The 23,829-nt window shown below is 67.1% G+C and carries 25 protein-coding genes; 13 read left to right on the forward strand and 12 right to left on the reverse strand.

What is annotated here, in order from left to right; all coding sequences use genetic code 11:
• Window positions 1-157: 157 nt before the first annotated feature.
• From AC5592_RS19595 to AC5592_RS19605, 3 genes are all read right to left on the reverse strand, one after another.
• Window positions 158-691, reverse strand: a complete 534-nt coding sequence (locus AC5592_RS19595; protein ID WP_063065151.1) for a dihydrofolate reductase family protein — start codon at window positions 689-691, stop codon at window positions 158-160.
• 2 nt (window positions 692-693) lie between these two features.
• A complete protein-coding gene (locus tag AC5592_RS19600; protein WP_232329448.1) occupies window positions 694-1,611 on the reverse strand; it encodes a helix-turn-helix domain-containing protein in 918 nt (305 codons plus the stop codon).
• Between the two features lie 83 nt (window positions 1,612-1,694).
• Entirely contained in the window at window positions 1,695-2,117 is a 423-nt protein-coding gene (locus AC5592_RS19605) for a DUF1707 SHOCT-like domain-containing protein (protein ID WP_051025451.1), read from the reverse strand.
• A gap of 337 nt (window positions 2,118-2,454) precedes the next feature.
• Here AC5592_RS19605 and AC5592_RS19610 point away from each other — a divergent pair, with 337 nt between their 5' ends.
• On the forward strand, window positions 2,455-3,507 hold the full coding sequence (locus AC5592_RS19610) for a mechanosensitive ion channel family protein (protein WP_063065152.1): 1,053 nt from the start codon (window positions 2,455-2,457) through the stop codon (window positions 3,505-3,507).
• A gap of 19 nt (window positions 3,508-3,526) precedes the next feature.
• On the forward strand, window positions 3,527-4,381 hold the full coding sequence (locus AC5592_RS19615; RefSeq protein WP_063065046.1) for a TIGR03621 family F420-dependent LLM class oxidoreductase: 855 nt from the start codon (window positions 3,527-3,529) through the stop codon (window positions 4,379-4,381).
• Here the strand turns inward: AC5592_RS19615 and AC5592_RS19620 are convergent.
• Together AC5592_RS19620 and AC5592_RS19625 are read right to left on the reverse strand one after the other, a co-directional pair.
• The gene (locus AC5592_RS19620; RefSeq protein WP_063065047.1) at window positions 4,378-5,508 is read right to left on the reverse strand and encodes a helix-turn-helix domain-containing protein; all 1,131 of its coding nucleotides are present in this window, start codon (window positions 5,506-5,508) and stop codon (window positions 4,378-4,380) included. The two genes, AC5592_RS19615 and AC5592_RS19620, sit on opposite strands and share 4 nt — an antisense overlap.
• A 106-nt stretch (window positions 5,509-5,614) precedes the next feature.
• On the reverse strand, window positions 5,615-6,442 hold the full coding sequence (locus AC5592_RS19625; RefSeq protein WP_051025453.1) for an SGNH/GDSL hydrolase family protein: 828 nt from the start codon (window positions 6,440-6,442) through the stop codon (window positions 5,615-5,617).
• Window positions 6,443-6,712: 270 nt separating this feature from the next.
• Between AC5592_RS19625 and AC5592_RS19630 the strand changes: the two genes are divergently transcribed.
• From AC5592_RS19630 to AC5592_RS19650, 5 genes are all read left to right on the forward strand, one after another.
• Entirely contained in the window at window positions 6,713-7,189 is a 477-nt protein-coding gene (locus tag AC5592_RS19630) for a nuclear transport factor 2 family protein (RefSeq protein ID WP_063065153.1), read from the forward strand.
• Window positions 7,186-7,983 carry an SDR family NAD(P)-dependent oxidoreductase gene (locus tag AC5592_RS19635; RefSeq protein ID WP_063065048.1) on the forward strand — a complete coding sequence of 266 codons (798 nt, stop codon included), beginning with the start codon at window positions 7,186-7,188 and terminating at the stop codon, window positions 7,981-7,983. Before AC5592_RS19630 ends, AC5592_RS19635 begins: the two co-directional genes overlap by 4 nt.
• A 142-nt stretch (window positions 7,984-8,125) precedes the next feature.
• Window positions 8,126-10,060, forward strand: a complete 1,935-nt coding sequence (locus AC5592_RS19640; protein WP_063920348.1) for a UvrD-helicase domain-containing protein — start codon at window positions 8,126-8,128, stop codon at window positions 10,058-10,060.
• Between the two features lie 48 nt (window positions 10,061-10,108).
• Window positions 10,109-10,915 (forward strand): hypothetical protein, encoded by an 807-nt coding sequence (locus AC5592_RS19645; RefSeq protein ID WP_051025454.1) that lies wholly within the window; start codon window positions 10,109-10,111, stop codon window positions 10,913-10,915.
• A gap of 5 nt (window positions 10,916-10,920) precedes the next feature.
• Window positions 10,921-11,406, forward strand: coding sequence for an alpha/beta-hydrolase N-terminal domain-containing protein (locus tag AC5592_RS19650; RefSeq protein ID WP_083871445.1), 486 nt, complete (start codon window positions 10,921-10,923; stop codon window positions 11,404-11,406).
• A 55-nt stretch (window positions 11,407-11,461) separates the two neighbouring features.
• Here AC5592_RS19650 and AC5592_RS19655 read toward each other — a convergent pair whose 3' ends face one another.
• The 3 genes from AC5592_RS19655 to AC5592_RS19665 all read right to left on the reverse strand — a co-directional run bounded on the left by AC5592_RS19655 (window position 11,462) and on the right by AC5592_RS19665 (window position 15,196).
• Window positions 11,462-13,576, reverse strand: coding sequence for an oxidoreductase (locus AC5592_RS19655; RefSeq protein WP_157122035.1), 2,115 nt, complete (start codon window positions 13,574-13,576; stop codon window positions 11,462-11,464).
• A 94-nt stretch (window positions 13,577-13,670) separates the two neighbouring features.
• Window positions 13,671-14,177: a gluconokinase gene (locus AC5592_RS19660; RefSeq protein ID WP_036509280.1), complete on the reverse strand. Its 507-nt coding sequence runs from the start codon at window positions 14,175-14,177 to the stop codon at window positions 13,671-13,673.
• Window positions 14,178-14,317: 140 nt separating this feature from the next.
• Entirely contained in the window at window positions 14,318-15,196 is an 879-nt protein-coding gene (locus AC5592_RS19665) for a sterol desaturase family protein (RefSeq protein WP_063065049.1), read from the reverse strand.
• A gap of 76 nt (window positions 15,197-15,272) precedes the next feature.
• On the opposite strand from AC5592_RS19665, the gene AC5592_RS19670 reads away from it, so the two are divergent.
• Together AC5592_RS19670 and AC5592_RS19675 are read left to right on the forward strand one after the other, a co-directional pair.
• Window positions 15,273-15,893, forward strand: a complete 621-nt coding sequence (locus tag AC5592_RS19670) for a TetR/AcrR family transcriptional regulator (RefSeq protein ID WP_063065050.1) — start codon at window positions 15,273-15,275, stop codon at window positions 15,891-15,893.
• Between the two features lie 75 nt (window positions 15,894-15,968).
• A complete protein-coding gene (locus AC5592_RS19675) occupies window positions 15,969-16,730 on the forward strand; it encodes a histidine phosphatase family protein (RefSeq protein WP_232329449.1) in 762 nt (253 codons plus the stop codon).
• 24 nt (window positions 16,731-16,754) lie between these two features.
• Here the strand turns inward: AC5592_RS19675 and AC5592_RS19680 are convergent, their stop codons facing one another.
• Entirely contained in the window at window positions 16,755-17,342 is a 588-nt protein-coding gene (locus tag AC5592_RS19680) for a TetR/AcrR family transcriptional regulator (RefSeq protein ID WP_051025457.1), read from the reverse strand.
• A gap of 86 nt (window positions 17,343-17,428) precedes the next feature.
• On the opposite strand from AC5592_RS19680, the gene AC5592_RS19685 reads away from it, so the two are divergent.
• From AC5592_RS19685 to AC5592_RS19700, 4 genes are all read left to right on the forward strand, one after another.
• Window positions 17,429-18,358 carry an anthrone oxygenase family protein gene (locus AC5592_RS19685; protein WP_084506932.1) on the forward strand — a complete coding sequence of 310 codons (930 nt, stop codon included), beginning with the start codon at window positions 17,429-17,431 and terminating at the stop codon, window positions 18,356-18,358.
• Between the two features lie 22 nt (window positions 18,359-18,380).
• Window positions 18,381-18,782: a hypothetical protein gene (locus tag AC5592_RS19690; protein ID WP_051025458.1), complete on the forward strand. Its 402-nt coding sequence runs from the start codon at window positions 18,381-18,383 to the stop codon at window positions 18,780-18,782.
• Between the two features lie 318 nt (window positions 18,783-19,100).
• A complete protein-coding gene (locus AC5592_RS19695) occupies window positions 19,101-20,273 on the forward strand; it encodes an aminoglycoside phosphotransferase family protein (RefSeq protein WP_063065051.1) in 1,173 nt (390 codons plus the stop codon).
• A 149-nt stretch (window positions 20,274-20,422) separates the two neighbouring features.
• Entirely contained in the window at window positions 20,423-21,694 is a 1,272-nt protein-coding gene (locus AC5592_RS19700) for a cytochrome P450 family protein (RefSeq protein WP_063065052.1), read from the forward strand.
• Window positions 21,695-21,715: 21 nt separating this feature from the next.
• Here AC5592_RS19700 and AC5592_RS19705 read toward each other — a convergent pair whose 3' ends face one another.
• Genes AC5592_RS19705 through AC5592_RS19715 form a run of 3 tightly spaced genes read right to left on the reverse strand, consistent with a single transcriptional unit; the run spans window position 21,716 to window position 23,701 of the window.
• The gene (locus AC5592_RS19705) at window positions 21,716-22,039 is read right to left on the reverse strand and encodes a hypothetical protein (protein WP_036509238.1); all 324 of its coding nucleotides are present in this window, start codon (window positions 22,037-22,039) and stop codon (window positions 21,716-21,718) included.
• A gap of 12 nt (window positions 22,040-22,051) precedes the next feature.
• Window positions 22,052-22,447, reverse strand: coding sequence for a hypothetical protein (locus AC5592_RS19710; protein ID WP_063065054.1), 396 nt, complete (start codon window positions 22,445-22,447; stop codon window positions 22,052-22,054).
• The gene (locus tag AC5592_RS19715; RefSeq protein ID WP_063065055.1) at window positions 22,448-23,701 is read right to left on the reverse strand and encodes an amidase domain-containing protein; all 1,254 of its coding nucleotides are present in this window, start codon (window positions 23,699-23,701) and stop codon (window positions 22,448-22,450) included.
• Window positions 23,702-23,829 lie beyond the last annotated feature (128 nt).

The following is a 23,829-nucleotide window of genomic DNA, read 5'->3' on the forward strand; positions in this document are numbered from 1 at the left end:
GCCGACCGGCCCCGACGGCCGCCCCCTGCCCCCGCCGCCCGGCGCCTGACCGACGTCGTGACCGACCCGGAGCCGGGTGAACCCGCGCGACACGGCTTCATCGTCGTCGTGCCGCGACAAGCACCCGGTTGCCGGTAGGCGGCGGGTTCGCAGTCCGCTAACGGACGATGTCGTAGCGGGCACAGGCGAATTCACCGTTGCGCGCCAGTTCGGTCAGCTTCATCTCGACCCGGCGGGGCAGCAGTGGCTGTCCTGCCCCGAGTGTGATGGGCGCGATCGATACGCACACTTCGTCCAGCAATCCGTGGTCGGCGAACTGTCCCGCCAGCTCGCCGCCGCCGACGATCCAGATGCTCTTGCCCGCGGCGACGTCGGTCATCTCCTTGTGCACCACGGTGATCGGCTGCTGCGTGTACCGCACGTCGGCATCGTCGGTGCGCGGGTCGAAGTCGCGATGGGTGAAGACCCACGCGGGCATCGAGTAGGGCCATTCCATATCGGGATGATTGTCGACGATCCATTGATAGGTGTTGGCGCCCATGGCGATAGCGCCGATATCGGCGATGAACGCCTCGTACCCCATCGGGCCGTCGTTGTCGACCTGCCGGGTCACCAGCCAGTCCAGTTGGTGGTCCGGTGTGGCGATGAATCCGTCCAGGGTGGTGGCGGTGTAGTACACGGTGCGGGGCATGGTCATCCTCTCCTGCGCAACCACATGATGGGGTCGCCGTTGTCGTGTTCGGTTGTCCGATCGGGGAATTCGCTGTCGATCCACTGGCGCACCAGCAGTCGCCGGTAGGCCGAATAGGTGAGCACGTGGGCGATCACGGAGCCGAGGACGAAACTTTCCGGCGGCTCGCACAGGGCGTCGATCAGGGTGTCGTCCCAGCCGCCGCGACGGTCGATGTCGCGGACGGTATCCAGCCACCGCGGCACCGTCTCCTCGAATCGCCGTGTCAGCTCGGGGAGGTCGTCGGATCCGCGGTTGGGTTGCTCGGTGCCTTCGATGGCGGCCAGCCACACCTGTTTGGTCCATACCAGGTGTGCGAGGACGGTCGCGATCGACGCATCCGGTCCGTCCCACGCCAGTACCGCCGCGGTCGAACGCTGCCGCCGGTACCGGTGCTCGTCCAGGCCCTTCGCGATGTCGAGGAGTTCGCGCGTGTCCTCCACGTCGTGGTGCAGCAGCAGCGATGTCGGATCCATATCGTGTCTGCCTTTCGGTTCGCCCTCCACCCACAGCGACATCGGCGGGTGGAAATGGATCCCGTTCACCGCGGGGAGCCAGCGGGTGCGCGTGGCGGCCGGCGTCGCGCTCGGCGGATGTCCGTAGGCGCGGCTGTAGGCCCGGCTGAATCCCTCCACCGAGTCGTATCCGGCGGCGAAGGCGACATCCGTCACCGCCGCCCCGCCACACAACTGCCATGCTGCGCGCTCGAGCAGCACCCGCCGCCGCATCGCCACCGGCGACTCGCCGGTACCGCGCGAGAATTGCCGGGAGAAGTGATAGGGCGAGACGAACGCGCCCTGCGCCATCGCACTCAGCGTGGTGTTGTTCTCGTCGAGAACGGAATCGAGCAGTTCCCGTAATCGGTCACGTCCGGTCGTCACACCGTTCAGTGTGGTCGGCGCGGGTCATGGCGCGCTTGACCGATCTTGCGCATGTCCGCGTGAACCGGCTCCGCGCCGTGCATTCACACCCGGTAGTGCCGGCGGGGGCCGTATCCGGGCGGGCCGTATCCGCGGCGGTGATGGATGAACAGGAAGAACAGCGCCGGGAAGACGAAGAACGGAATCATATGGGTGGTGGCGACGATCACGACCGCGACCACCACGGCGGCCAGCAGCAGCGCCGGGAACACCGGACGCGCGCGCCGGGGCTCCCGCCGCGGTCGGGCCGGCGGGGCGGGTTGCGGACGCGGCAGGTCGCTGAAGAGGACGACCAAGTCGGCGGCGGTCTTCGCCGCGTAGGCACGGCTCACGCGCTCGTCGTATTCGTCGAGCTCGAGGCGTCCGGCCGCGAAGTGGTCGCCGAGGGCGGCCGCGGCCTGTTCACGTTCGGCCGTGCCGATGCGGACGCTCGGCGACCCGAACACCGCGGGGTCGAAATCGGTCATGGCAACCGCCTCACCGGGGAAACGAAATCACGATGCACCCAGCGTAGGACGCTTCGGCGAATCGTGCCTGCGTCCGCGGGCGTATCCGCGGCTACGCCCCGCGACGGATCGGCGTGTATCGCTCGCGCGGACGGTGCCGGCGAACCCCGGATGAGCAACGGAAAATACCCGGAAGCCTTGCCGTGAAACACTATTCACCGCATCGGCGCAGGCCGCGAAAGTGTCGGATTTCGCACAGCCGCAGGCGGCGGCGAGCTGCGGATTCCCTCGGTAGCGTGGCGGAAAGCCCGAGATACGAGCAAGCCCGACATACAGCCGTCGCGAGGAGTTGGAAGCCTTGGAGGAGGTACTTCGGCCGCTGGTGGTCTTCGCCGCGACACTCGCGGTCACCATTTCGATCGGCGCGGTGGTCGACCGCCTGTTGAGTCACGCCGCGCAGAAGCATCCCGCTAACCGACTGCCCGGTCTACTGCGTCGCATCCACCTGCCGCTGCAGGTGTTCCTGGCGACGATTGCCCTGCATTTCACCTATCCGATGGCAGAGATCAACCTGCGCCACGACGCGGTCGTGCTGAACGTCCTCGCCGCGGTGGCGATCCTGTCCGCCGCCTGGGTGGTGATGCGCGCCGTCGACGCGGTCGCCGAGAACACGCTGGACAAATACGCTCATCGCACCAGCGACATCGCCAAGGTGCGGCGGCTGCATACGCAGCTGACGCTGGTCCGGCGCATCATCACCACGGTGCTGGCGATCACCACCGCCGCGGTCGCGATCCTGCTGCTGTTCCCGAACCTGCGTACCCTCGGCACCTCACTGCTGGCCTCGGCCGGCATCATCGGCGTGATCGCCGGTGTCGCCGCACAGTCGACGCTGGGCAATCTGGTGGCCGGCCTCCAGATCGCGTTCGGTGATTCGGTGAAGATCGGCGACACCGTGGTGGTCGAGGGGGAGTGGGGCACCGTCGAGGAGATCACGCTGTCGTTCCTCACCGTCCGCATCTGGGACGACCGCCGGCTCACCATGCCGGTCTCGTACTTCAATTCCAAACCGTACGAGAACTGGTCCAAGGGTGGCCCGCAGATCACCGGCACGGTCTTCCTCTACCTGGACACCAGCACGCCGGTGGCCGAACTGCGGGAACATCTGCGCGACTATCTGCGCACCCGGGACGATTGGGACGGCCGCAGCTGGAATCTGCTGGTCACCGACAGCACCCCCTTCGGCATCCAGGTCCGCGCCTCCATGTCGGCCCGCAATGCCGACGACGTGTGGACGCTGCGTTGTGCGGTGCGCGAGGAACTGCTGGCCTGGCTGCGCAACGAACACCCGGCCGCCCTGCCGAAGATCCCGACCAGCGTTGTCGAACGCGAACATGCGATGGCCGAGTAGCCGCCTATAGAGTCGTGGAGTGCGCGAATTCCGCTTTGGAGTCAACTTCCTCAATCCCGGGTCCGCCGACGAGTGGGCCACGAAATGCCGGCGGGCCGAATCGCTCGGCTACGACGTGCTGTTGGTTCCCGACCACCTGGAACTCCCGGCGCCCTTCCCGTCGGTGCTCGCCGCCGCGCAGGCCGCCGAACGCCCGCGGGTGGGCACCTTCGTCCTGAATGCCGCGTTCTGGAACCCGGTCCTGCTGGCCCGCGACGTGGTCAGCACCGCCCAGCTCACCGGCGGCCGACTCGAGCTCGGCCTCGGAACCGGTTATGTGCGAGACGAATTCGAGGAAGCCGGCATCGATTTCGGCACCCCGCGGACCCGCGTCGACCACCTCGAGAAGACGCTGACCGAACTCCGGCGGCTGCTGCCCGAACCGCATCCCACCATTCTGCTGGGCGGCAGCGGTAACCGCATGCTGCGGCTGGCCGCCCGCCACGCCGACATCATCGCGTTCACCGGTGGCGAATCCGTCCCCGGCGCCACCGACGGCTCGATGCGCCTGTCCAGTGCCGAGACGGTCGACGAACGTGTTGCCGCGGCACGGCGTTTCGTCACCGAGTACGACCGCGATCCGGAATTCAACATCCTGGTCCAGCAGGTTGTGGAAACACATGACCGTAAGGCCGCCGCCACCGAGATCGCCGCGCAGATGGATCATTTGAGCGTCGCCGAGGTGCTGGACGCGCCGACCCTGCTGATCGGCACACCCGCCGAGATGGCCGATCAGGTGCGCGAACGCCGGGAACGCTACGGGTTCTCCTACGTCACCGTATTTGAGCCCGCGATGGAGGGGTTCGCCAAGGTGATGCGGGAAGTGCGGGGCTAGTGCACGACCGACAGGTGCGGACCGACCTGCGCCTCGCCGAGGACTTCGGCGAGAAGCCATGAGGTCCACCGCAGTTCGTCGGTGAGTTCGGCGCGCCCGAACCCCGCGCTGTGTGCCCGCGCCACGGCCTCCGCGAGCAATCCGGGGGCCTCGCCGGGATATTCGGCGACCGGCTCACGGTCGTGATCCAGCGTCCGGGTCGGTTCGAGAATGTGCATGCGGGGCCCTCGGTCCTGGCCGATCCGCCTGATCACCTCGGTCGGCACACCCCACTGCCGTGCCAGCGCCGCCGGGCTGGGGAAGTGGATCGGCGACGGAAACAGCTGATCCATGTCATCGGCGGGAACCAGCAGTTCGGCGGCGAACCGGTCGGCTTCCTCCGCCTGCGTCCGGTCTCCCGGCAGCGGGCAGGGGTGCAGTAGCAGATGGCCGAGTGCGCGCGCACACGCGAACCGGTAGCCGTAGACGCATTGCGTGTGCCGGGCGGCCACGACGATCAGCGAGCGCCCCCAGGTGTGCGCGGCGTAGGTGCCGACCCGAGCCATGGCCGCACTCGTCGCCGGCGCGAAAGCCACCACGATGCCGCGCGCCTCGAGTGTCGCGCCGAGATGCGCCAGCGGACCCGGTGCGATGCCCCAGTGGTCGCGGAGCAGGCGCGCGGCGTCGGCAGGCGCGGTTCCTTCTTCGAAGGCAGGGAGGTCGAGCGCCGGGAACCGCATCCGGCAGGCCAACGTGTACGCCAACTCCCAGAGGTATTCCGCGAATGCCACCGCCTTCGCCCGATCGGATGCGGTGGCCGAACCGGGATCGTCGAAATGCAGGTCCGCGGCGTCGATCCGGCACATCGGGCGTCCGGTGGCGAAGTAGTCGACGGGGACTTTCAACACCCTGGCCAGGTCGGCCGGAACGTCCGGATCGGGCTGTACGGCGCCGATTTCGTACTGTTCGACGACCGCGGCGGACAGGCCTGCCGCGTCCGCCAGTTCGCCGACGGACAGTTCGGCCCAGCGCCGCGCCTGCGTCAGTCGTATCGGCTCGAACGCCGACGCGACGAACCCGAACGGCTCGCCGGCCCGTTCGGTGAGGAGTTTCAGCCCGCGTCGGTCCTGCCGACCGTCACTGTCCACCCGAATTGTTTACCGCATCGCCGGTCGCTGCGGGGGATCCGACCCGAAGAAAAATTCGGTTTCCGGCGAAGCGGACAAACTGCTGCGCGGCGAATCCTCCGGCTATTCAGGACATTTCGCCCGGCATGACCGGCAGCAGTTCAGGGCGTTTCGCCGGCCGGCCGTCACCGGTCGACACGCCGCGCAGCCGCCGCCACACCCACGGGCGCAATGTCGCTGCCACCCAGGCGAGTTCGCCGACCGCACCGGCCGCGCGGAAACGCTCGGAGTCCTCCGGCGGCAGCGCCCAGTTGTGATCGGCGCCGTCGAGACCCAGTGCCTCCGCGGCGGCCAGCGCGAAGCGTTCGTGGCCCAGTTCGGAGCCGTGCAGCCGGTCCGCGCTCCACATGCGCAGATCGACCATCGACGCGGCGCCGAACAGATCGACCAGGCGCAGGCCGTACCGGCTCGCGCACAGGCGAATTCGATCGTTGATCAGGTCGACGCGTGGTCCGATGTAGCGGGCGGCCAGCGGCACGATGCGGCGCACATCGGGAAAGGTCGTCGTCACCACCGTTGCGCCGCAGGCGGTCAGCTTCGCGTACAGCTCCTCCATGAGATCCAGCGCCGCGGCGAAATCGGTGCCGGGAGCCGTGACATCGTTCATGCCCGCGCAGATGCCGATCAGATCCGGGTCCATCGCCAAGGCGGCGTCGAGTTGTTCGTCCCGGACCTCCGCGAGGCGGCGACCGCGCACCGCCAGATTGGCGTACCGGATCTCCGGATTGTCCTGAACCAGGCGCTCGGCCAGCCGATCGGCCCACCCGCGCAGACCGGTGCCGTCGTCGCCGTCCCACAGCCCCTCGGTCTGGCTGTCGCCCAACGCGACGAAGCGTTCGTAGCGGTTCGGCGATGCCGCCGGACCGTCCGAACGGGGCGAGGACAACGTCGTCATGGCAGACCTCCGGGACGTGAAGAGGGTGGTGCGGGCAGCGGCACGGCGGGTCCACGGCCGCCATCGCCACGGCCGACCAGGCTACATCGGCGCTGTTCGGCGGAATCGGGGCGTCAGGGCCGCGGTGATCCGCACCACCGGAACGCTCACCGGGTCCCGATGGCCGGAACGACGGCACCACCTCACCCGGGCGTGCGCTATTACTCGACCCGAGTGGGCCGGACCACCGCTGAATCGGCCCGGCCGCCTGTCCATCGGAAGGATTTCGCCGTGACCGAACTGGCCGAACTGCACCGCCGCCTCGCCCGGATCGAGGACGAACGCGCGATCGAGCGGATCATCGCCTCGTACGGCCCGCTGGTCGACGCGGGCAACGTCGCCGCCGCCGATCTGTGGTCGGCCGAGGGCACCTACGACGTCGAGGACTGGCAGATGCGCGGCCGCGCCGACGTCGCCGCGATGGTCGGCTCCGACGCCCATCAGGGGCTGATCGGGCGAGGCTGCCTGCATTTCCACGGGCCGGCGGTGGTCACCGTCGACGGCGACGAGGCGGTCGCGGTCTGCGAATCCGTCCTCGTGGTCCAGCACAACGGCCGCAATGTCGTGGCCCGCACCGGCGCCAACCACTTCACCCTGCGCCGGATCGACGGCCGCTGGCAGATCACCGCCCGCACCACCCGCACGGTCGACGGAGACCCGGCAGCCCGCGAACTGCTGACCGCAGGAATCGAGGGCGTGGCGCGATGAGTGGACAACTCGCCGGCAAGGTCGCGGTGGTGACCGGGGCCGCCGCCGGTATCGGGGCGGGGATCGCCCGCCGGTTCGCCGACGAAGGCGCGCGGGTGGTGATCACCGACCTCGACGAAACATCGGGCCGCACGGTCGCCGAGGAGAACGGCGGCCGATTCGTCGCGGCCGACATCCGCCACCGCGAGGACGTCGAAAACGTCGTACGGACAGCGGTTTCCGAATACGGCTCCATCGACATCCTGGTCAACAACGCCTGGGGTGGAGGAACGATCGGCCGCGTCGAGAACAAGTCCGACGAACAACTCGCGCACGGCATCGCCCTCGGCTACTACGGTCCGTTCTGGGCCATGCGCGCCGCCTTTCCGCATATGCGCAGCCGCGGGTGGGGGCGAGTCGTGAACATGTGCAGCCTCAACGGCGTCAACGCTCATATGGGTTCGCTCGAATACAACGCCGCCAAGGAGGCATTGCGCGCCCTGACCCGTACCGCCGCCCGCGAATGGGCGCCCACCGGCGTGACGGTGAACGCGGTCTGCCCGGCCGCCAAGAGCCGCAGCTTCCTGCGCGTACTGGGCGCACACCCCGAGATGGAAGCGATGGCGGACGCGGCAAACCCCATGGGGCGCATCGGTGATCCGTACGACGACATCGCGCCCGTGGTCGTATTCCTCGCCTCCGACGACTCGCGGTATCTGACCGGAAACACCCTGTTCGTCGACGGCGGCAGCCACATCAACGGCGTCGCGTGGACGCCGGATCTCGATGCCGCCGAACGGGATCGGCCGACGTAGACCGCTCACGCCGAGCTTCTCCGGCCGTATCCTCTGCACTCCCTCATGCGATGTAATACCTTGATAGACACAGGTTTTGGTAGCCAGGGGTGTGGCGGCTCCACCACGGACCCGCCCGGCTACGCCGGTAAGGGGGCCCGTGATGGCCGATATCGATTTCGAGCGGCGTCGCCACAGAGTGGCGCAACAGCTCGGCGAACTGACCGTACTCACGCCGGCCTGGCGCCGGTTCCTGTCGGTGCCGCTGATGCGCAACGGCTGGCATGTGCTCGTGGAACGCGAGAACAGCCGTTCGGATCGCTTCGACGCCTATGCCGTCGGCCCGGGCGGCGTCTTCGCCCTGGTCCTCACCGAGGTGGTGCCGTCGGCCGCGGAATTGCGCCGGATCCGGTGGCGTGCGGAGGAGACGTTCGCGAATCTCACCGCGGGCCGCACCCGGTATGTGCCGCATATGATCGAGGTGTTGCTGCTGATGGACGAGGCGTCCGACACTCCGGTCGAGGCCCGCTACGTCGCGGTCGATCCGGCCACCATCGCCGCGCGGCTGTTCGCCGAAGCGCGCCTGTCCGGCCGGAGCGCCCGGCAGATCGCGATGACGGTGGCCGAACGCAACACCTGGTTCGCACTGCTGTCCGCGGACAGCACTGCGGCGCCCGAAACCCTGCCCGCCGACGGGCTTTTCGAGACGACGACACTGCGTGCGGACGAACGAGCGCGAGCGTGGAAGCGACCTCTCAGCGAATGGATGACGTTTCTCGACCCGGCCCAACTCGACCTCGTCTACCGAAACTACAACGGCCCCGCGCGATTCAGTGGTCCGGCGGGGACCGGGAAGACCGTCGTCGCCCTGCATCGCATGGCTCGGATGTCCAAAGAAGGCGCCGGGCGGCAGCTCTTCACCAGTTTCGTGCGCACGCTGCCGGCCTATCACGAATCGGGCTTCCGGCGCCTCGCACCGCATGCGGGTGAGCGGGTGGAGTTCGCCGGACTCCACGCCTGGACCACTCAGTTTCTGCGCAGCCGCGATATCGGCTGCCGCCTGGGCAGCGGCGACAACGCCTTTTACCACGCCTGGCGCAACGCTCGCCGCCACCTCGAACCCCTCGAACCGAATCCGAGCTATTGGAAGGACGAACTGCATCGGGTGATCAAGGGCCAAGGTATCGATCGCGACCTCTATCTGAAGATCGACCGGGTGGGTCGAAACGGCCTGCGACTGGACAAAACGCACCGCGAGCTCGTCTGGGCTCACCTGTACCTGCCGTATCAGGCGGCGCTGCAGGACCTCGCGACGGTGGATTTCAACGACGTCATCGATCTGGCGATCGACGAACTGCGCGCGGCGCCGCTGGACGCACCCTATGACCTGGTGGTTGTCGACGAAGTCCAGGACTTCACGCTGATGGAACTCAAACTTGTGCACCAGATCGCCGGTGGTACCTCCACCTCGCCGCTGTTACTGGTCGGCGACGGCCAGCAGCAGGTCTATCCCGGCGGCTGGCGCCTGTCCGATGCCGGCATCCCGATCGTCGGCCGCGGCGCGGTGCTGCGCGCCAACTACCGCAATCGCGCGGCCGTGCACGACTACGCCAAGCGGGTCGACGCCACGAATACGGTCGACGACCTCGACGGCGCACCGGGCTTCGTCCTGCGCGACAGCGAGGTCGTAGTGCCGGGCGGTACCGCCCGCTCGGAAACCTTCTCGCGGTCGCGGGCCGAGGAGAAGGTGATCGCGGCGCTGACCGACTCCGGATATCCGCACTCCGACGTCGCCGTGATCACCGACACCGACCGACAGGCCGAAAGGATCCGAGCAGCACTGCGCCGCAAGCGAATTCCCGCGGTCTCGCTCGAACACTACGACGGCACCCAGCACGATGCGGTGAAGGTGGGAACCGTGCATCGCGCCAAGGGGATGGACTTCGCCGCGGTGTTCCACCTCACCGACGCGCCGACCGCACCCGTCGACCGTTTGCGCGGCAGCGAGCGCGACCGGGCGGAGCTGGCGGCGCGGCAGACCATGGTGGCGCTGACCCGCGCCCGCGACCACATCTGGATCGGGCTGATGAAGAATTGACGCCCACGAGTCGGTCTTTCTCAGCTGAATCGGTTACCTTCGGCATCCATGACCGACGCATCACCGGGTCCGGCCGGGCCGCATGCCCTGCCGGAATCGACGCCCACCGCACCCGCCCGAGATCGCCGGCCACGACGCCTGGGCAAGGTCCGCCAGGTGGTCGTCTCGGTGATGCTGGCGGTGATGACAGCCATGGTGCCGCTGGCCTTCGCGCCCGCCATGCCCGCCTCGGCGGCGGTGGCGAAGCCGGGTGTGGAGAATGCGCCGGCCCGCGCGGCCGTCACCGATCTGGTCGGCGACCACCCGTGGTCGGTGGCCCTGCCCGCTGATTTCGCGGCCGAGGCGGGCTATCGACCGGTGGTCGAGAATGGGATTCTCGTCGATCCCGACGGAGACTGCTCATCGCCGATCCAGCTTCCCGCCGAGTTCACCGAGGCCTGCAAGGCTCACGACCTGGGCTACGACATGCTGCGATACGCCGAACAGCGGCAGCAACCGCTGCAGCCGTGGGCACGCCAAGCCATCGACGCCACCCTGCAGCGCCGCATGCACGCCGCCTGCGATACGCGCGCCGACACCGCCGCCCGCGCCCGCTGCGATGTCCTGGCGACGGTCGCCACCACGGGCGTCGACCTGAATTCCCGGCGGCAGAACTACGCCACCCCGGACCCGGAGTTTCTGTTCGGCGCGCAACTGTCCGGCGAACGGCTCAGCGATCAGCTGCTCCACTTCGGGGGTCCAGCCGCGGTCGGAGCGGTCTCGGCGGCGATCGTCGGCATCGTGGCGTGGCGGCGCCTGCGGCCGGCTCGCCTGGCGGCCCCGAACGCCGTCGCGGAAGCCGGTGCCGCCGGGTGACCGCTATGACAGTGGAGAGCACAACCCCCCGGTCCGACGCGACGACGAAGCCGCGCCGCAATCGGTCCCTCCACGTGCGCCCGCGCATCGATACCGTCGTCGCCGTCACCCTCGCCGTCGTGATGTCGCTGCTTCCGGCAGTCCTGCCGCGCACCTCGGTATCCCAGGCCATCCTCACCGGTGTGCCGGTGGCACTCGCGATCGGAGTGGCCGGTTTGGTGCGAACGACTCTGGGCCACTGGCGTTTCGATATCGATGAACGCTTCGGCCGCCACCGCGTCCCGATCCTGCTGCTCTGCGGATTCGTGGTGACGGCGGTCGTCGTGCGTGCGGCGGCATGGCAGAACGGCCTGCACGCGGCCATGGGTGAGGCCCCGGTCGGCGCGGCGTACTGGCTGCGCTGCGCACTGGGCGCGGTGGCGATCGTGGTGTTCCTGGTCGGCATCGGACGTGGAATGCGCTGGGGGATAAGGAAACTCCTGCGACTCTGAGCCTGAAATCGCCAGGGTGTACCGTGAGAGCCGAATTCGCTGCGCCCGAGCTGACTTACAGCGCTGCCGCGACCTTCCATGCCGAGTGGATCGCGCCCTCGATGTAGTCGACCGATCCGGCGTCACCCACCACATGCACCTCGGGAGCCAGCCCCGCCAGCGCGTCGGCCAGGGGCGCCTGTGCAGAAACACCCGAGGCGACCACGACCATGTCCGCCGCCGCCGTCGAAATCCGGTCGCCGACGCGAAATTCGACGTGCCGCTCGGTGATTCGCTGCACGGTCGCGTGCCGGTGAATGGTGACGCCCGCCTCGCCGGCATGCCGAACGGCCGTCCACCGCCGAGGCATCGCCATCGGCACGCCCAGCTGCTGACCTTCCTCGAGTAGCGTCACAGCGCGTCCGCGTTCGGCCAGGAATTCCGAAAGTTCGAGTCCGACAAGCGAACCGCCGATCACGACCACGTTCTTGCCCATCGGCAGGAATCTGCGCGTCACCGATCGGATCGCGCCGGGGCTCTTCGTGACACCGGAAACCTTGCCCAGCTTCGCGACGGTGCGCAGCAACGGTGGCACCCGGGATACGTCTCCGACACCGGTCATCAAGGCGCGCAACGTATCACCGGTGTGCACGTGCGGCAGATCGCTGCCGGGGACCGCCGGTCGATCCCGCACCGCGCCGGTGGCGACAACGACCACGTCGGGATTCAGCGCCCGGATCAACGGCACGGTCGCCTCGGTCTTCAACCGGATATCGATGTCGAGTTGCTCCACTTGGCTCTTCAGCCAGTTCAGCAGGCGCTCGTTGTCGGGAGTGGTCAGACTGGAGAACCAGAGGGTGCCTCCGAGGCGATCCGCCTTGTCCAGCACCGTGACTCGGTGTCCACGCTCGGCCGCGAGACGGGCTACCTCGAGCCCGCCGGGACCGGCCCCGACCACGACGATACGTTTCGATGTCGTGCCGCGAACCAACGGAAGGACTCGCTCGTCGCCGAGTGCCGGGTTCACCGCACACAGCGGGGTGTCGTCCCAGAAGTTCTCCTGAACGCACACATAGCAATTGATGCAGGGCCGAACGTTCTGCGGTGTCCCGGCACGCAACTTGTTCACCAATTCCGGGTCGGCGAGCAATTGCCGTCCCATCGCCGCGAAATCCGCCTTGCCCTCGGCGATGACCTTCTCACCGATCTCCGGCAATACCCGGCCGACAGTGATCACGGGAATCGAGACGGCCTTCTTCACCTCGCCCGCCAATTCCGTATAGGCGCCGACGCGGTCGGGCAGCGGCCCATCGGTGAAGTTGGAGAACGGGTTTCGGCCCCAGCCGGTGACATGAATCGCGTCCGCGCCGGCCGCCTCGAACAACGCCGATGCCTGCTTCGCCTCCTCGGTGGTCAGCGCATCGTCCTCACCGAATTCACGCCCCGCGATCCGTACCAGAACCGCCAGCGCATCGCCGACCTCCGCCTTGACCGCGCGAATCACCTCGACCGCCAATCGCGCCCGATTCACCAGCGAGCCACCGTATTCGTCGGTTCGCTTGTTGTCCGCCCGGCTCAGGAAGCCGCCGAGTATGTACCCGTGCGCGCAATGAATTTCGACGGCGTCGCCACCGGCCGCCTGCACCCGCCCCGCGGCCTCCGCGAAACACCGCACGACCCAATCGATATCGTCCTGTGTGGCTTCGCGGTAGGTCGCCTGCTTACCGCCCGTGACAGCCGCCAGCTTCTGCAATTCTTCCGGGGTGTTGTCGGCCAGCGCCGACATATCCGCCGAGCCGCGCGGCGCCGACGGAACCAGCAGCGGCCGCCCCTGCACGGTATCGATCCGGGCGATCTTCCCGTGATGCGTCATCTGCACACATAATTTGCTGCCCGCGGCATGGACCGCGTCCGCGAGTGCGCGGAGACCTGGAATGAACCGATCCTCGGACAGCCCGGGTTCCTTGGTGCTCGCACAGCCCACCGGGTAGGCGACGGCACAGCATCCGGTGATGATCAGCCCCGTCCCGCCGGCCGCACGGGCGGCGAAATGATCGATATCGCCCTGCTCGATCTCGCCGTCGTCGCAGAGGTTCATATCCATCGCGGGCAGAACGACGCGGTTGGGGACCGTCATCGGGCCGATCGTCCCGGGGGCGAGCAGGTGGGGAAAGGTCTGGTTGCGCGGCACGCGTCGACGCTAGAACTCCCGTGAGCGGGCCAGGGCACACCTCCCGATCACCGAGACATCGACCGTGTGCCGTCGGCGCCGACCCGGAAACGCACTACCCGATGTGCAGCAGCGCGGCGGCATTCTCCGCGAGGACTTCCGGTGCGCGATCGGTGGGGAGAACAACCCCGCGTTCGGCGGCGTCCAGTGGCTCGAGCGTGCGCAGTTGCGAATCGATCAGGGAGGCGGGCATGTAGTGGCCACGGCGGCCGGTCATACGCTCGATCAATTCCTCGCGATTCGCGGTCAAATGCACGAAGAACACCTCGGGCGCGGCGGTCCGAAAGATATCGCGATAGCTCCGCTTCAGCGCCGAGCACGCGATAACACCACCGGTCTTCTCGACCATGCGCTCGTGCAACCAGCGCCCCACCGCCGCCAGCCACGGTCCGCGATCCTGATCCGTCAACGCAATACCCGCGGACATCTTCGCGATATTGGCGGGGGAGTGCAGATCGTCCGCATCCGCGAACGGAATGCCGAGCCTGTCGGCAAGCAGACGACCGACCGTCGATTTCCCGGTACCGGAGACCCCCATCACCACCACACAGGTCGGGCGCATACGGTCGGTCACCCTGGCACGGTAACCGACCCGGTTTCCGCTGCCGATCATGGGCGGACATTCGTCGAATCCTCCCGCAGGCCGGGGTGCGTCGCTCCCGATTTCGCCGGTGCGTGCGACCGGAGCTGATCCCGGTGCGGTCAGCGAGGTAGCCGATCTCCGCTCTCGCTCGGGTCCGTGGCGCCGGGCTGCCACCCTGGTGGCCCGAACAGATATCCGGCCCATTCGCGAATTCGTCTGGTGGAGCGTATATCTCGCCACAGCGCGCCGAATTCGTAGTACTGGAGTGTGAGGACGTTCGAGCTTTCGATGTTCTTCGTGAGCCCGTAGGTGGGGCGGAAGGTTTCGGCGCGAAAGGTGCCGAACATGCGGTCCCAGAGGATCAGGATGCCGCCGTAGTTGCGGTCCAGATATTCCCGATCGCTGGCATGGTGCACGCGATGATGGGACGGCGTGTTGAAGACGAATTCGAACCAGCGGGGCAGCCTCCCGATGGTCTCGGTGTGCACCCAGAACTGGTAGATCAGGTTGAACGACCAGGCCGTGAAGATCATCCACGGCGGCACGCCCAAGAGCGGCAGCGGCACCCAGGCCAGGAGTTCGAACCACGGATTCCACTTCTGACGCAGCGCGGTCGCGTAGTTGAAGTACCGGCTGTTGTGGTGCACCTGATGCGCCGCCCACACCACCCGGACGCGATGCGCGAGGCGGTGATAGGCGTACCAGAGCAGATCCACCGCGAGCATGACCGCCAGCCACGACAGCGGATTGCGCGGATCGACCTGCCACGGCGCGTGCACGTACAGCACGGCGTAGCCGATGAGTGCGGCGAATTTGGCGGCACCGCTGATGAACAGGGAGACGAAACCCATGGTCAGGCTGGTTCGCGCATCGGTCACGTCGTAGCCGGCGCGGTCTTCGGCATGACCGCGCAGGGCGGCGATCTCCAGGACCATCGCGAGTACGAAGAACGGCACCGCGTAGGTCACCGGCTGGTTGATCTGTTCCCACAGGGTCATCGCAGGCACTCTCCGGAACGGCTATATGACCCTACGGTCACTTCAATGGAAGTGACCGTAGGGTAAGTTCGGGCACATGTCAACGGCCGCCGGACTCGGAACCAAGGGCATGCCCGCGCAGGACCGCCGCGAGAAGATCCTCATCGCCGCCATGCGGGAGTTCGCCGAACGCGGGTTCGCCGCCGTATCGATGGTGTCCATCGCCGGGCGCGCGGGCATCTCCAAGGCGCTGGTCTATCAGCACTTCACCTCGAAGGAACAGCTCTACGCGGAGTGCCTGACCGCCGTGGCCGACCCGCTACTGGAACGCCTCGACGACGAAATGAACCCCGCCACAGCACCTTTCGCGATGCCGGGTAACGCACTGCGCGGCCTCTTCGACACCCTCGGCCCCGACCGCACCGCCTGGCGGATCATCCACGACCCGACCGCCCCGGCGACCGGCGCGGTAGCGGATCTGGTGCACGGCTGCCGCAACCGGATCGCCGCACACGCCGACTCGGGCGTGCGCCGGTTCCTCGGCGCCCTGGGCGACACCGACGAACGCGATATCGAAGCGCTCGCCGGCATCTGGACCGCCGCGGTCGACGCGGTAATGGCCTGGGCGCGCGCACATCCCGAAGAATCCGCCGACGACCTGACCACCCGCTTCACCCGCCTGATCGACATCGTCTTCTCGATCGGCGCAACACGCTGACGAGGCTCGTGTAGAACCGCGGTTCCCGGAGCGCGCGCGTTTCCGGTCCAGGGGACCCGAAACAGGGAGGATCCGATGACGGCAATGGGCCCGGACCCGACGGGCGCATCCCCGCAGGCAGGCGAGGACCGCTCGACAGGAATTCCGCCGCGGTATCGCATGCGCGACCTCTGGATCATCCGCCACGGCGAAAGCCGGGCCAATGCCGCGTTCAATGCCGGTGCCGACGAGCCCTTACCGGGAAACGACTCCGACGTCGAGCTGACGCCCACGGGATACGAGCAGGCCGCTCGGCTCGGACGGTGGCTGGCCGGCCTGAGGCCGGATCGGGCGCCGCAACTGGTGGTGTGTTCGCCGTATGTGCGCGCCCAGCAGACCTGGGCGACGATGGCCCGCGCCGCCGACGGCATCACCGAAGGGGCCGGAGCCGTACCCGCCGTGACCGACGAACGCTGCCGTGATCGCGAGATGGGGATCTTCGAATTGCATACGCCGCAAGCGATTCGACGCCGAGCGCCGCAGGAGTACGAGCGCCGCGCCCGCCTCGGCGAATGGTTCTATCGTCCGCCGGGCGGGGAATCGCCGGCCGATGTCGCGCTGCGGATGCGCGATCTGCTCACCGAACTCGACCGGACCACCGCCGAGCGGATTCTGATCGTCGCGCACGACGCGGTCGTCGTCACCGCCGCGCATGTCCTGGCCGGCGTGGGCGCGCCGCCCCCTGCCGAACTGCCGCCGGTGCCCAACGCCTCGATCACGCACTGGCACAACAGCGAGAGCCGTCTGCGGCTCACCACATGGGGCAGGGATGCGATGCCGGGGACGACTGCCGACTGAGCGACCGAATCCGCGAACGCGCGTTCAGGTGAACAGCTGGGCACGCGCCGCGGTCAGCGCCACCCTCGCGGCGGCATCGGCGGTGCTGTCGTCTACCCGCTCCCCGGTGATCAGTACGCGGAAATAGATCGGCGCCACAAGCGTTTTGATCATCTCCGCCGGATCGGTGCCCTCGGGCAGCTCCCCGCGAGCGACCGCCCGCGTCACGACCGGCAGCGTCTGCCGGATCCGATCGCGGAAGACGTGCCGTGCGGAGTTCGGAGGCGCGGGCAGGCCCGCCGCGGTGGACACCATCACCGCCAGAATGGCCCGGCCGGAGGCGCTGGTGGTCCACGCGACCAGGCTGCGCGCGAGCGCGCGGAGATCCTCGTCGACCGACCCGGTATCGGGGATGGGGATTTCCGTCGCGACACTCTCGGCCAGCGCCTCGGCGATCAGGCTGTCGCGATCGGGCCATCGCCGATAGACGGTGGTCTTGTGCACGCCGGTGCGCTGGGCGACGTTGTCGATCGTGAACGCGGCGTATCCCCGTTCGCTCAGCTCGTCGACGGTGGCGGCGAGCACGGCGGCGCGGACCTTCGGCCCACGTCCCAGAGGCGCGGACGAACTCATTGCAACTCCTAGTTGCGATATCGCGGACGGGCGGGCATCCTGACGATATCGCAACTCGATGTTGCGATATTCCGATGGGAGTCTCGATGCTGTCGAAGTCCATCCGGGGAGCCGCACTCCTGTTCCCCGGTCTCCTGGCCGGAGCGTTCGGCTACGGCGCCGTCAACGTGCTGTACGCGTTTCGTGAAGTGCCTCTCGAGGTCCGGTTCACGTTTCACGTCGCGCTCATGCGAGTCAACGGTCCGGTCATGCAATCGCTGATGGCGCTGGCGGTGCTCGCCACCCTGGTGCTCGCGGTGCGATCGCGGGGAGGGCGGCGCCGGGTCGCCGCGTGCGCCACCGTGCTGGTGGTTCTCTCGTTCCTGGTGACGCGATTCGGGAATGTGCCGATCAACCAGCAGATCAAACAATGGGCGGTGGGCACCGCGCCCGCGGATTACGCCGATACCCTGCGACGCTGGGAATTGTTTCATTTCACCCGAACCGGTTGCGCCGTAGTCGCATTCATTCTGGTGATCGTCGCGGTGGTCGGATTCACCTCGACCGACGACGGTATCCGGCCGATGCGGGAAAATCCGCGCCGGTCGCCCTCCGCGCGACGCGATATCCGCAATCGCATCGTCGTACTCGCCCATCGCATCGGCCTGCCGTTCGGCCCCATTCACCTGCTCACCGTGGCCGGTCGTTCGACGGGAAATCCCCGAACCACTCCCGTCGCCCCGATACAGCTGGACAGCGTCCAGTACCTCGTGCAGGCATACCCCGATGCCGAGTGGGTCGAGAATGCCCGAGCCGCCGGCCGTGGCGTCCTCACGCGCGGCCGCAAGTCCCGGACCGTCGACCTGATCGAAGTGCCCGAACAACATCGCGGGCCCGTGCTACGCGCCTTTCCTAAGCAAAACCCGAGGGGCGCACAGGCATTCGTCAGAAATGGTCTGGTGGAATCCGGCTCGCCGGACAGCTTCGCCGACGCGGCGAGCCGCTGCGCCGTCTTTCGTGTCGACGCCGTCGTGTGACGCCGCATATCGAGAGGGAACGATGATTCGCACTCCGTTGACGCCGATCACCGGGCAAGCCGTCGGCATTCTTGCCGACGGCGCGGTCAAAATACTGCTCGCCGCCGTCTATATCGTCGGTGCCGAATCGCTGAGTCATCGACTCGGCGTCGCCACCTGGCTGCTGATCGCCTGCGCCGCAACTCTGCTCATCGCCGGTGGCGGTGAACTCGCTTACCTGCGCAACCGCCCGGTGAGCACGTATATGCGGCTCATGATCGGCTACGACAGCGGCTGGTCGATCGTGACCGTCGTCGCGCTGCTGCTGGCATGGCAGGGCAACCGGACGGCCGGCGAGCTCTGGATCGGTTATCAGACGATAGCGCCGCTCGCCTTCGCCGCGCTGCTGATCGCGGCCGACGGCCGTGACTCCGCGCCGGAATGAACCGGCGGGGCCGACCGATGGTGACCCGCTGCGCCGATTCAGCCGACGCGCAAGCGCCGGCGGTTTTCCGCGATTGGGGAATACCTGCCGCGCAGTCTGTTTCGAATGGCGTGAGAGCGGACTCGGCTACCCTCGGGATACCGGCGGGTAACTCCATCCGCCTGTCCGCGGGTGGCGTCGAAGAATTGAGGCAATCGGTATTTTATTGTCTTGCAATGCTTTCGAGTGCTGTAAGGTACTGTGCTTCTGGCGCCGGATCGGTGAGGGCGCCGGTTCGCTCGGATAATCGTTGTCTTACAGTGGAATCGAGATACGTGCGTGAATCACAAGCTCTGGTTGCTCGGTCGTTCTGCCACCGTTGGTACCCGGATGCTGGGTGAGAAGATTCGCGGCCCGAGATCGCGCTCCCTGAACGACGTGCCGATCTCCGGAGACCACGTCACCCCCGAGTGGCTGACCGCGGTGCTGTGCCGCGATGTTCCCGGCGCCGAGGTGACGGGCTTCGAGACCTCCAACGGCAGTAGCGGCACCTCGACGAGGGTCGCGATCCGGGTCGAATACAACGAGGCGGGAAGCCAGGCGCAGCTGCCGACCCGGTTGTTCGCCAAGACCACCACCAGTTTCAGCCAGCGCATACTGCTGGGTGGCGGAAAGATGATCGACGGGGAAACCCGGTTCTTCCGCGACTTCCGGCCCGCCGTCGACATCGAGGCGCCGATCGGATACTGGGGCGCGTCCGACCCGGCGTCCTGGCGGTCGATCGCGCTGATGGAGGACATCGCCGCGACCTGCGGCGCCGTGTTCAGCGAGCCCACCGCCACGATCACTCGCGAACAAGCCGAGGATCTGGTCCGCAATCTCGCCCGGCTGCACGGCACCTTCTGGGAATCCGAGGCGATCGACGCCCTCAACACCCCGGCGTACATGCTCGACGTGTACCTCTCCGCGATCGATATGAAGAAGCGGTGCGAGGTGGGCCTTCGCCGCGCGGAGGAGGTCGTTCCGCCGGCCCTGCACGGCAGCAGCGAACGGCTGTGGGCCGGTGTCGAACGGGCGGTGTCCATCGCGACCGAGGAGGTTCCGCCGACGCTGCTGCACGGCGATCCCCACATCGGGCAGACCTACGTCACCAGCGCCGGCCGCATGGGTTTCGTGGACTGGCAGGTCGTCATGCGAGGCGGATGGGCACACGATTTCGCCTACACCGTCAACTCCGGATGCGAGCCGGAAGACCGCCGGGTGTGGGACAGGGACCTGCTCGCGGTGTACCTGGACGAACTCGGGGCGGCGGGCGGTAAGCCGCCGGCCTTCGACGACGCCTGGTTGCTCTACCGCCAGCAGTCGATGTTCGCTTACGCCGCATGGGCTTTCACCATCGGACGCGCGAGCTACCAGCCCAAGATGCAGTCGAACGAAACCTGCCTGACCCTGTTGCGGCGCATCACCACCGCCATCGACGACAACGATTCCCTGGGCGCCCTCGGCGTCTGACGCACCAACGCTGTACCACGAATGATCATCGTGCTGCCGATGGTCGTCCCGGCCAGGGTCGTCCGGGCGCGACCAGCGCAGCCTTCGACGCGCGCGACATCCCCTCGAGCAGTTCGATACGGCGCGCGATACGACAACTGGAGTGGTTGATGACTACGTCGCAGTTCCCGACCCGCCCGACGATGTGTCCCGTTGCCCACGGCTCGCCGACGAGTTCCGACGGCCCGCGCGTCCCGTTGTACACCCCCGATTTCTCCGACGACCCGCATCGGGTCTACCGCGAAATGCGCAGCAGATACGGCTCACTCGCACCCGTCGAACTGGCGCCGGGCGTGCCCGCGACCCTGGTGATCGGCTACCGCACCGCGGTGCGCATTCTCAACGATCCCGAACACTTTCCCGCCGACCCGCGCGTGTGGCAGCAGACGGTGCCCTCGGACTGCCCGATCCTCCCGCTGCTGGAATGGCGCCCGATGGCGAGCAGAAGTTCCGGCTCCGATTTCCATCGGTACCGTGAGGCCATCACCGCCGGTATCGACGCGGTCGATCTGCACTCGCTGCGCGCGGCGGTCGAGAAGGCCACACTTCCCCTGATCAACAGCTTCTGCCAGGACGGCCAGGCGGAACTGATCACCCAGTACATCTATCCACTGGCATTCGAGCTCGTGAACGTCATGCTCGGATGCCCGCCGGAGATCGGCGCGCAGGTCGCGGCCGGAACGGCCAAGCTGCTCGAAGGTGTCGACGCCGAACAAGGCAACCGCATTCTCGGCGAGGCGCTGATGGGCCTGGTGCGCCTCAAACGAGCCACCCCGAGCAACGACATCACGTCGGTCCTGCAACAACATCCGGCCGCCCTCGACGATACCGAGGTCTCGCATCATGTGTCGCAGATCTACGGCACCGGAATCGAATTCGAGCTGAACCTGATCGCCAACACCCTGCTGCTGGTACTCACCGACGACCGTTTCGGCGGCAGTGTGCTCGGCGGAAATCTCTCCTCCCGCGACGCGGTGGACGAGGTGTTGTTCAACGACCCGCCGCTGGCGAACCTGCTGATCACCTACCCCCGCCAGCCGATGCTGATCGACGACGTCTGGCTACCCGCCAATCAGCCGGTCGTGATCAGTATGTCGGCCTGCAACAACGATCCCGTCATTCGCAGCGACGATATGACCGGCAACCGATCCCACCTGGCCTGGGGCATCGGTCCCCACGCGTGCCCCGCCCAGTCGATCGCGTACCTGATCGCCCAGGAAGCAATCGACCAACTCCTCGACGCTCTGCCCGAAATCGAACTCGCAACCGACGCCCCGAGCTGGCGCCCAGGCCCGTTCCACCGAGCATTGACGGCCTTGCCGGTGACCTTCCCCCGCACCGAGCCACTGAATTTGAACAACAAGCCGGCCATGCCGGGGTGACACTCGCACAGTGGCCCACTGTTATTCGGACATGGAGTCCACGGCCTTGCCGATGCGACCGAGACTGGTCGCATAGCGTTCGTCGACACTCGTGCGCGCGCTGACGATCTCGACGATCTTCTTTCCGATGCTCTCGAGTTCCGCCAGGCTCGACAGGATGTCCTGCTTTCGCGCCGAAGCGAATTCGACGAGCGCGGGCCCGGTCTGCCAGCCTTCGTTCGCCTGCCGCGCCGGTTCGATCTCGTCGAATTGTTGCTCGACGCGGGTTCGGGATTCGTTGCTGTTGGTGGAGATGTCCACCCCGGCCTGTTGCGCCGTCGCGGGGTCGATGCAGACGTCTGTCATGGTGAGGTCCTGTCAGAAGAACGCTACGCACGGATGGTAGCGAGGCGAGATCGGTTCATCGGTATTCGGTTGCAGCAGTGCGGATCCCACGACCAGCGCGTAACCGATGCTGATGATCACCGCCGAGGCCGCGACAACGATCCCGAGGACCTTCGCCGGCGTCGAGGAGAAACGCGTGGCGGACACGAGGAACACCACTGCTGCCGCGGCAGCGCAGATCAACAGAACTGTCGCGGCCCAGCTCGAAGCGGTGGCCGCCGCCGGAACGGGAATGCTTCGCGCACAATGCGATTCGAGAAGCGCTTCGGCCCGCTCATTCAGCTTGTGATCGGCAACCGCAAGGAGGAGAACGGCAGCTGCGAAGCAGGCGAGGAACAGTGCGGCTGACACGATCGTGGGGCGTTTCAACTACCAGGTCTCCTTCGGCCGAATGATCCGGACGTTCTGTGTGCCGCCGTCCTGATTCGAGAATCCGATCCGGTCGGTCAGGCTGAAATCCTTCCCGTTCGTCGTGTGCTGGGAATAGAGAATGTCACCGTTGGGAAGTACGGCGGTCACGACCGCCGTGTGGTGCGCTTCGCCCGGCTTGTAGTCGCCGACGTTCTGCGTGTGCTCCCAGTACACGAGATCGCCTGGTTTCGCCCCGGCCGTCCCGACCTCCTGCGCTCCGTTGTTCAGGAAGAAATTCTTCTGCTTCTCCGCATTGAACCAGGTGTCGCTGTGGCTCAGTCCCTGCAGGGAGCCAGGCCCCGGCGGATCGAAGTCGATTCCCGATGCCCGGCTGCGGTTCCAGCCGTCCGAATCGGTGGTCAGAGTGCCTTTGTAATCGAGACCGGCCGACGCGAGAGTGGTGGAGACGAAGTTCGCGCAATTGTTCTGGAACTTGTCGATCGACGTATCGTTCGCGTGGTCGCGAGCGAACTGCACCGCCTTGACCGCGTTGTAGCCGTTGGAACCTTCGAGTTCCTTCTTCACGCTGTCGGGGATCCCGTTGAGATCGTGAAGTTCGACCGGCACCGCCAACATGAGTTGCTTGCGCCGATCGACGGGCAGCGAGTCCCACCATGCCTTGACCACATCGGCGGGCTGACCTTGCGGCAGGGTCTCGCGAATGGCGTCGAGCGCGTCGGCCACCGCCGCGGACTGCTGTTTCAGGGCGTCATCGAGCGAGCTGGTGTCGACGTTGATGTTCAGTTTGCGCAGCGCGCCGGCGACCTCCTGGTCGGCGCGATCCGCCGCATCGATCGCATCCTTGATCAGCGCGTTGTATCGCCGGCAGTCGTCCGCCGCGGTCTCCGGATCGTGATGCCCGGCCGGGACCACGAGAACATCGCCCTCGAGGTCCAGGCCCGCGACCGTTCCCGCCGTGATCGCCGAACCGGCCTGTGCCTGCGCGATCCGTGCCGCATCCTCGAGCGTGTCCAGCGCGGTGACGGCGCCCCGCAACAGGACACCGATCTCCTCCAGCTTCCCCGTGACATCGGAGATCCGCCCGCGCACGAGCTCGCCCAGATAGTCGGTCCAGGATTCCTCGAGCCGCCGCGATCCGTTGGCATGGATCTCGGCGACGGCCTCCTCGCAATCCTTGGCCGCCGCCAGCAGATCGTCGGCTGCGGCTTGCCAGCTGCCCGGATTCGCGTACCGAAGTTGATGTAGATCCACGACCGTCCCCCCGTACCTTCGATGGTGGTCTGAGGGTAGTCAAAACGCCAAAAACGGGCAAATAGAACAAATTTGGTGGCGCGGCGATCTCAGCTCACGCCACCCGGGGCTACTTGCGGTGGCGACCG

The organism is Nocardia violaceofusca NBRC 14427 (genome assembly GCF_963869435.1).
Taxonomy (GTDB): domain Bacteria; phylum Actinomycetota; class Actinomycetes; order Mycobacteriales; family Mycobacteriaceae; genus Nocardia; species Nocardia aobensis.

What these genes read in the sequence shown, in the direction of transcription:
- AC5592_RS19645 (WP_051025454.1), top strand. Translation starts at nt 10,109, where the DNA reads ATGACCGACGCATCACCGGGTCCGGCCGGGCCGCATGCCCTGCCGGAA.
- AC5592_RS19625 (WP_051025453.1), bottom strand. Translation starts at nt 6,442, where the DNA reads ATGACGACGTTGTCCTCGCCCCGTTCGGACGGTCCGGCGGCATCGCCG.
- AC5592_RS19700 (WP_063065052.1), top strand. Translation starts at nt 20,423, where the DNA reads ATGACTACGTCGCAGTTCCCGACCCGCCCGACGATGTGTCCCGTTGCC.
- AC5592_RS19605 (WP_051025451.1), bottom strand. Translation starts at nt 2,117, where the DNA reads ATGACCGATTTCGACCCCGCGGTGTTCGGGTCGCCGAGCGTCCGCATC.
- AC5592_RS19690 (WP_051025458.1), top strand. Translation starts at nt 18,381, where the DNA reads ATGATTCGCACTCCGTTGACGCCGATCACCGGGCAAGCCGTCGGCATT.
- AC5592_RS19640 (WP_063920348.1), top strand. Translation starts at nt 8,126, where the DNA reads ATGGCCGATATCGATTTCGAGCGGCGTCGCCACAGAGTGGCGCAACAG.
- AC5592_RS19675 (WP_232329449.1), top strand. Translation starts at nt 15,969, where the DNA reads ATGACGGCAATGGGCCCGGACCCGACGGGCGCATCCCCGCAGGCAGGC.
- AC5592_RS19660 (WP_036509280.1), bottom strand. Translation starts at nt 14,177, where the DNA reads ATGCGCCCGACCTGTGTGGTGGTGATGGGGGTCTCCGGTACCGGGAAA.
- AC5592_RS19650 (WP_083871445.1), top strand. Translation starts at nt 10,921, where the DNA reads ATGACAGTGGAGAGCACAACCCCCCGGTCCGACGCGACGACGAAGCCG.
- AC5592_RS19635 (WP_063065048.1), top strand. Translation starts at nt 7,186, where the DNA reads ATGAGTGGACAACTCGCCGGCAAGGTCGCGGTGGTGACCGGGGCCGCC.
- AC5592_RS19670 (WP_063065050.1), top strand. Translation starts at nt 15,273, where the DNA reads ATGTCAACGGCCGCCGGACTCGGAACCAAGGGCATGCCCGCGCAGGAC.
- AC5592_RS19680 (WP_051025457.1), bottom strand. Translation starts at nt 17,342, where the DNA reads ATGAGTTCGTCCGCGCCTCTGGGACGTGGGCCGAAGGTCCGCGCCGCC.
- AC5592_RS19595 (WP_063065151.1), bottom strand. Translation starts at nt 691, where the DNA reads ATGCCCCGCACCGTGTACTACACCGCCACCACCCTGGACGGATTCATC.
- AC5592_RS19705 (WP_036509238.1), bottom strand. Translation starts at nt 22,039, where the DNA reads ATGACAGACGTCTGCATCGACCCCGCGACGGCGCAACAGGCCGGGGTG.
- AC5592_RS19685 (WP_084506932.1), top strand. Translation starts at nt 17,429, where the DNA reads ATGCTGTCGAAGTCCATCCGGGGAGCCGCACTCCTGTTCCCCGGTCTC.
- AC5592_RS19665 (WP_063065049.1), bottom strand. Translation starts at nt 15,196, where the DNA reads ATGACCCTGTGGGAACAGATCAACCAGCCGGTGACCTACGCGGTGCCG.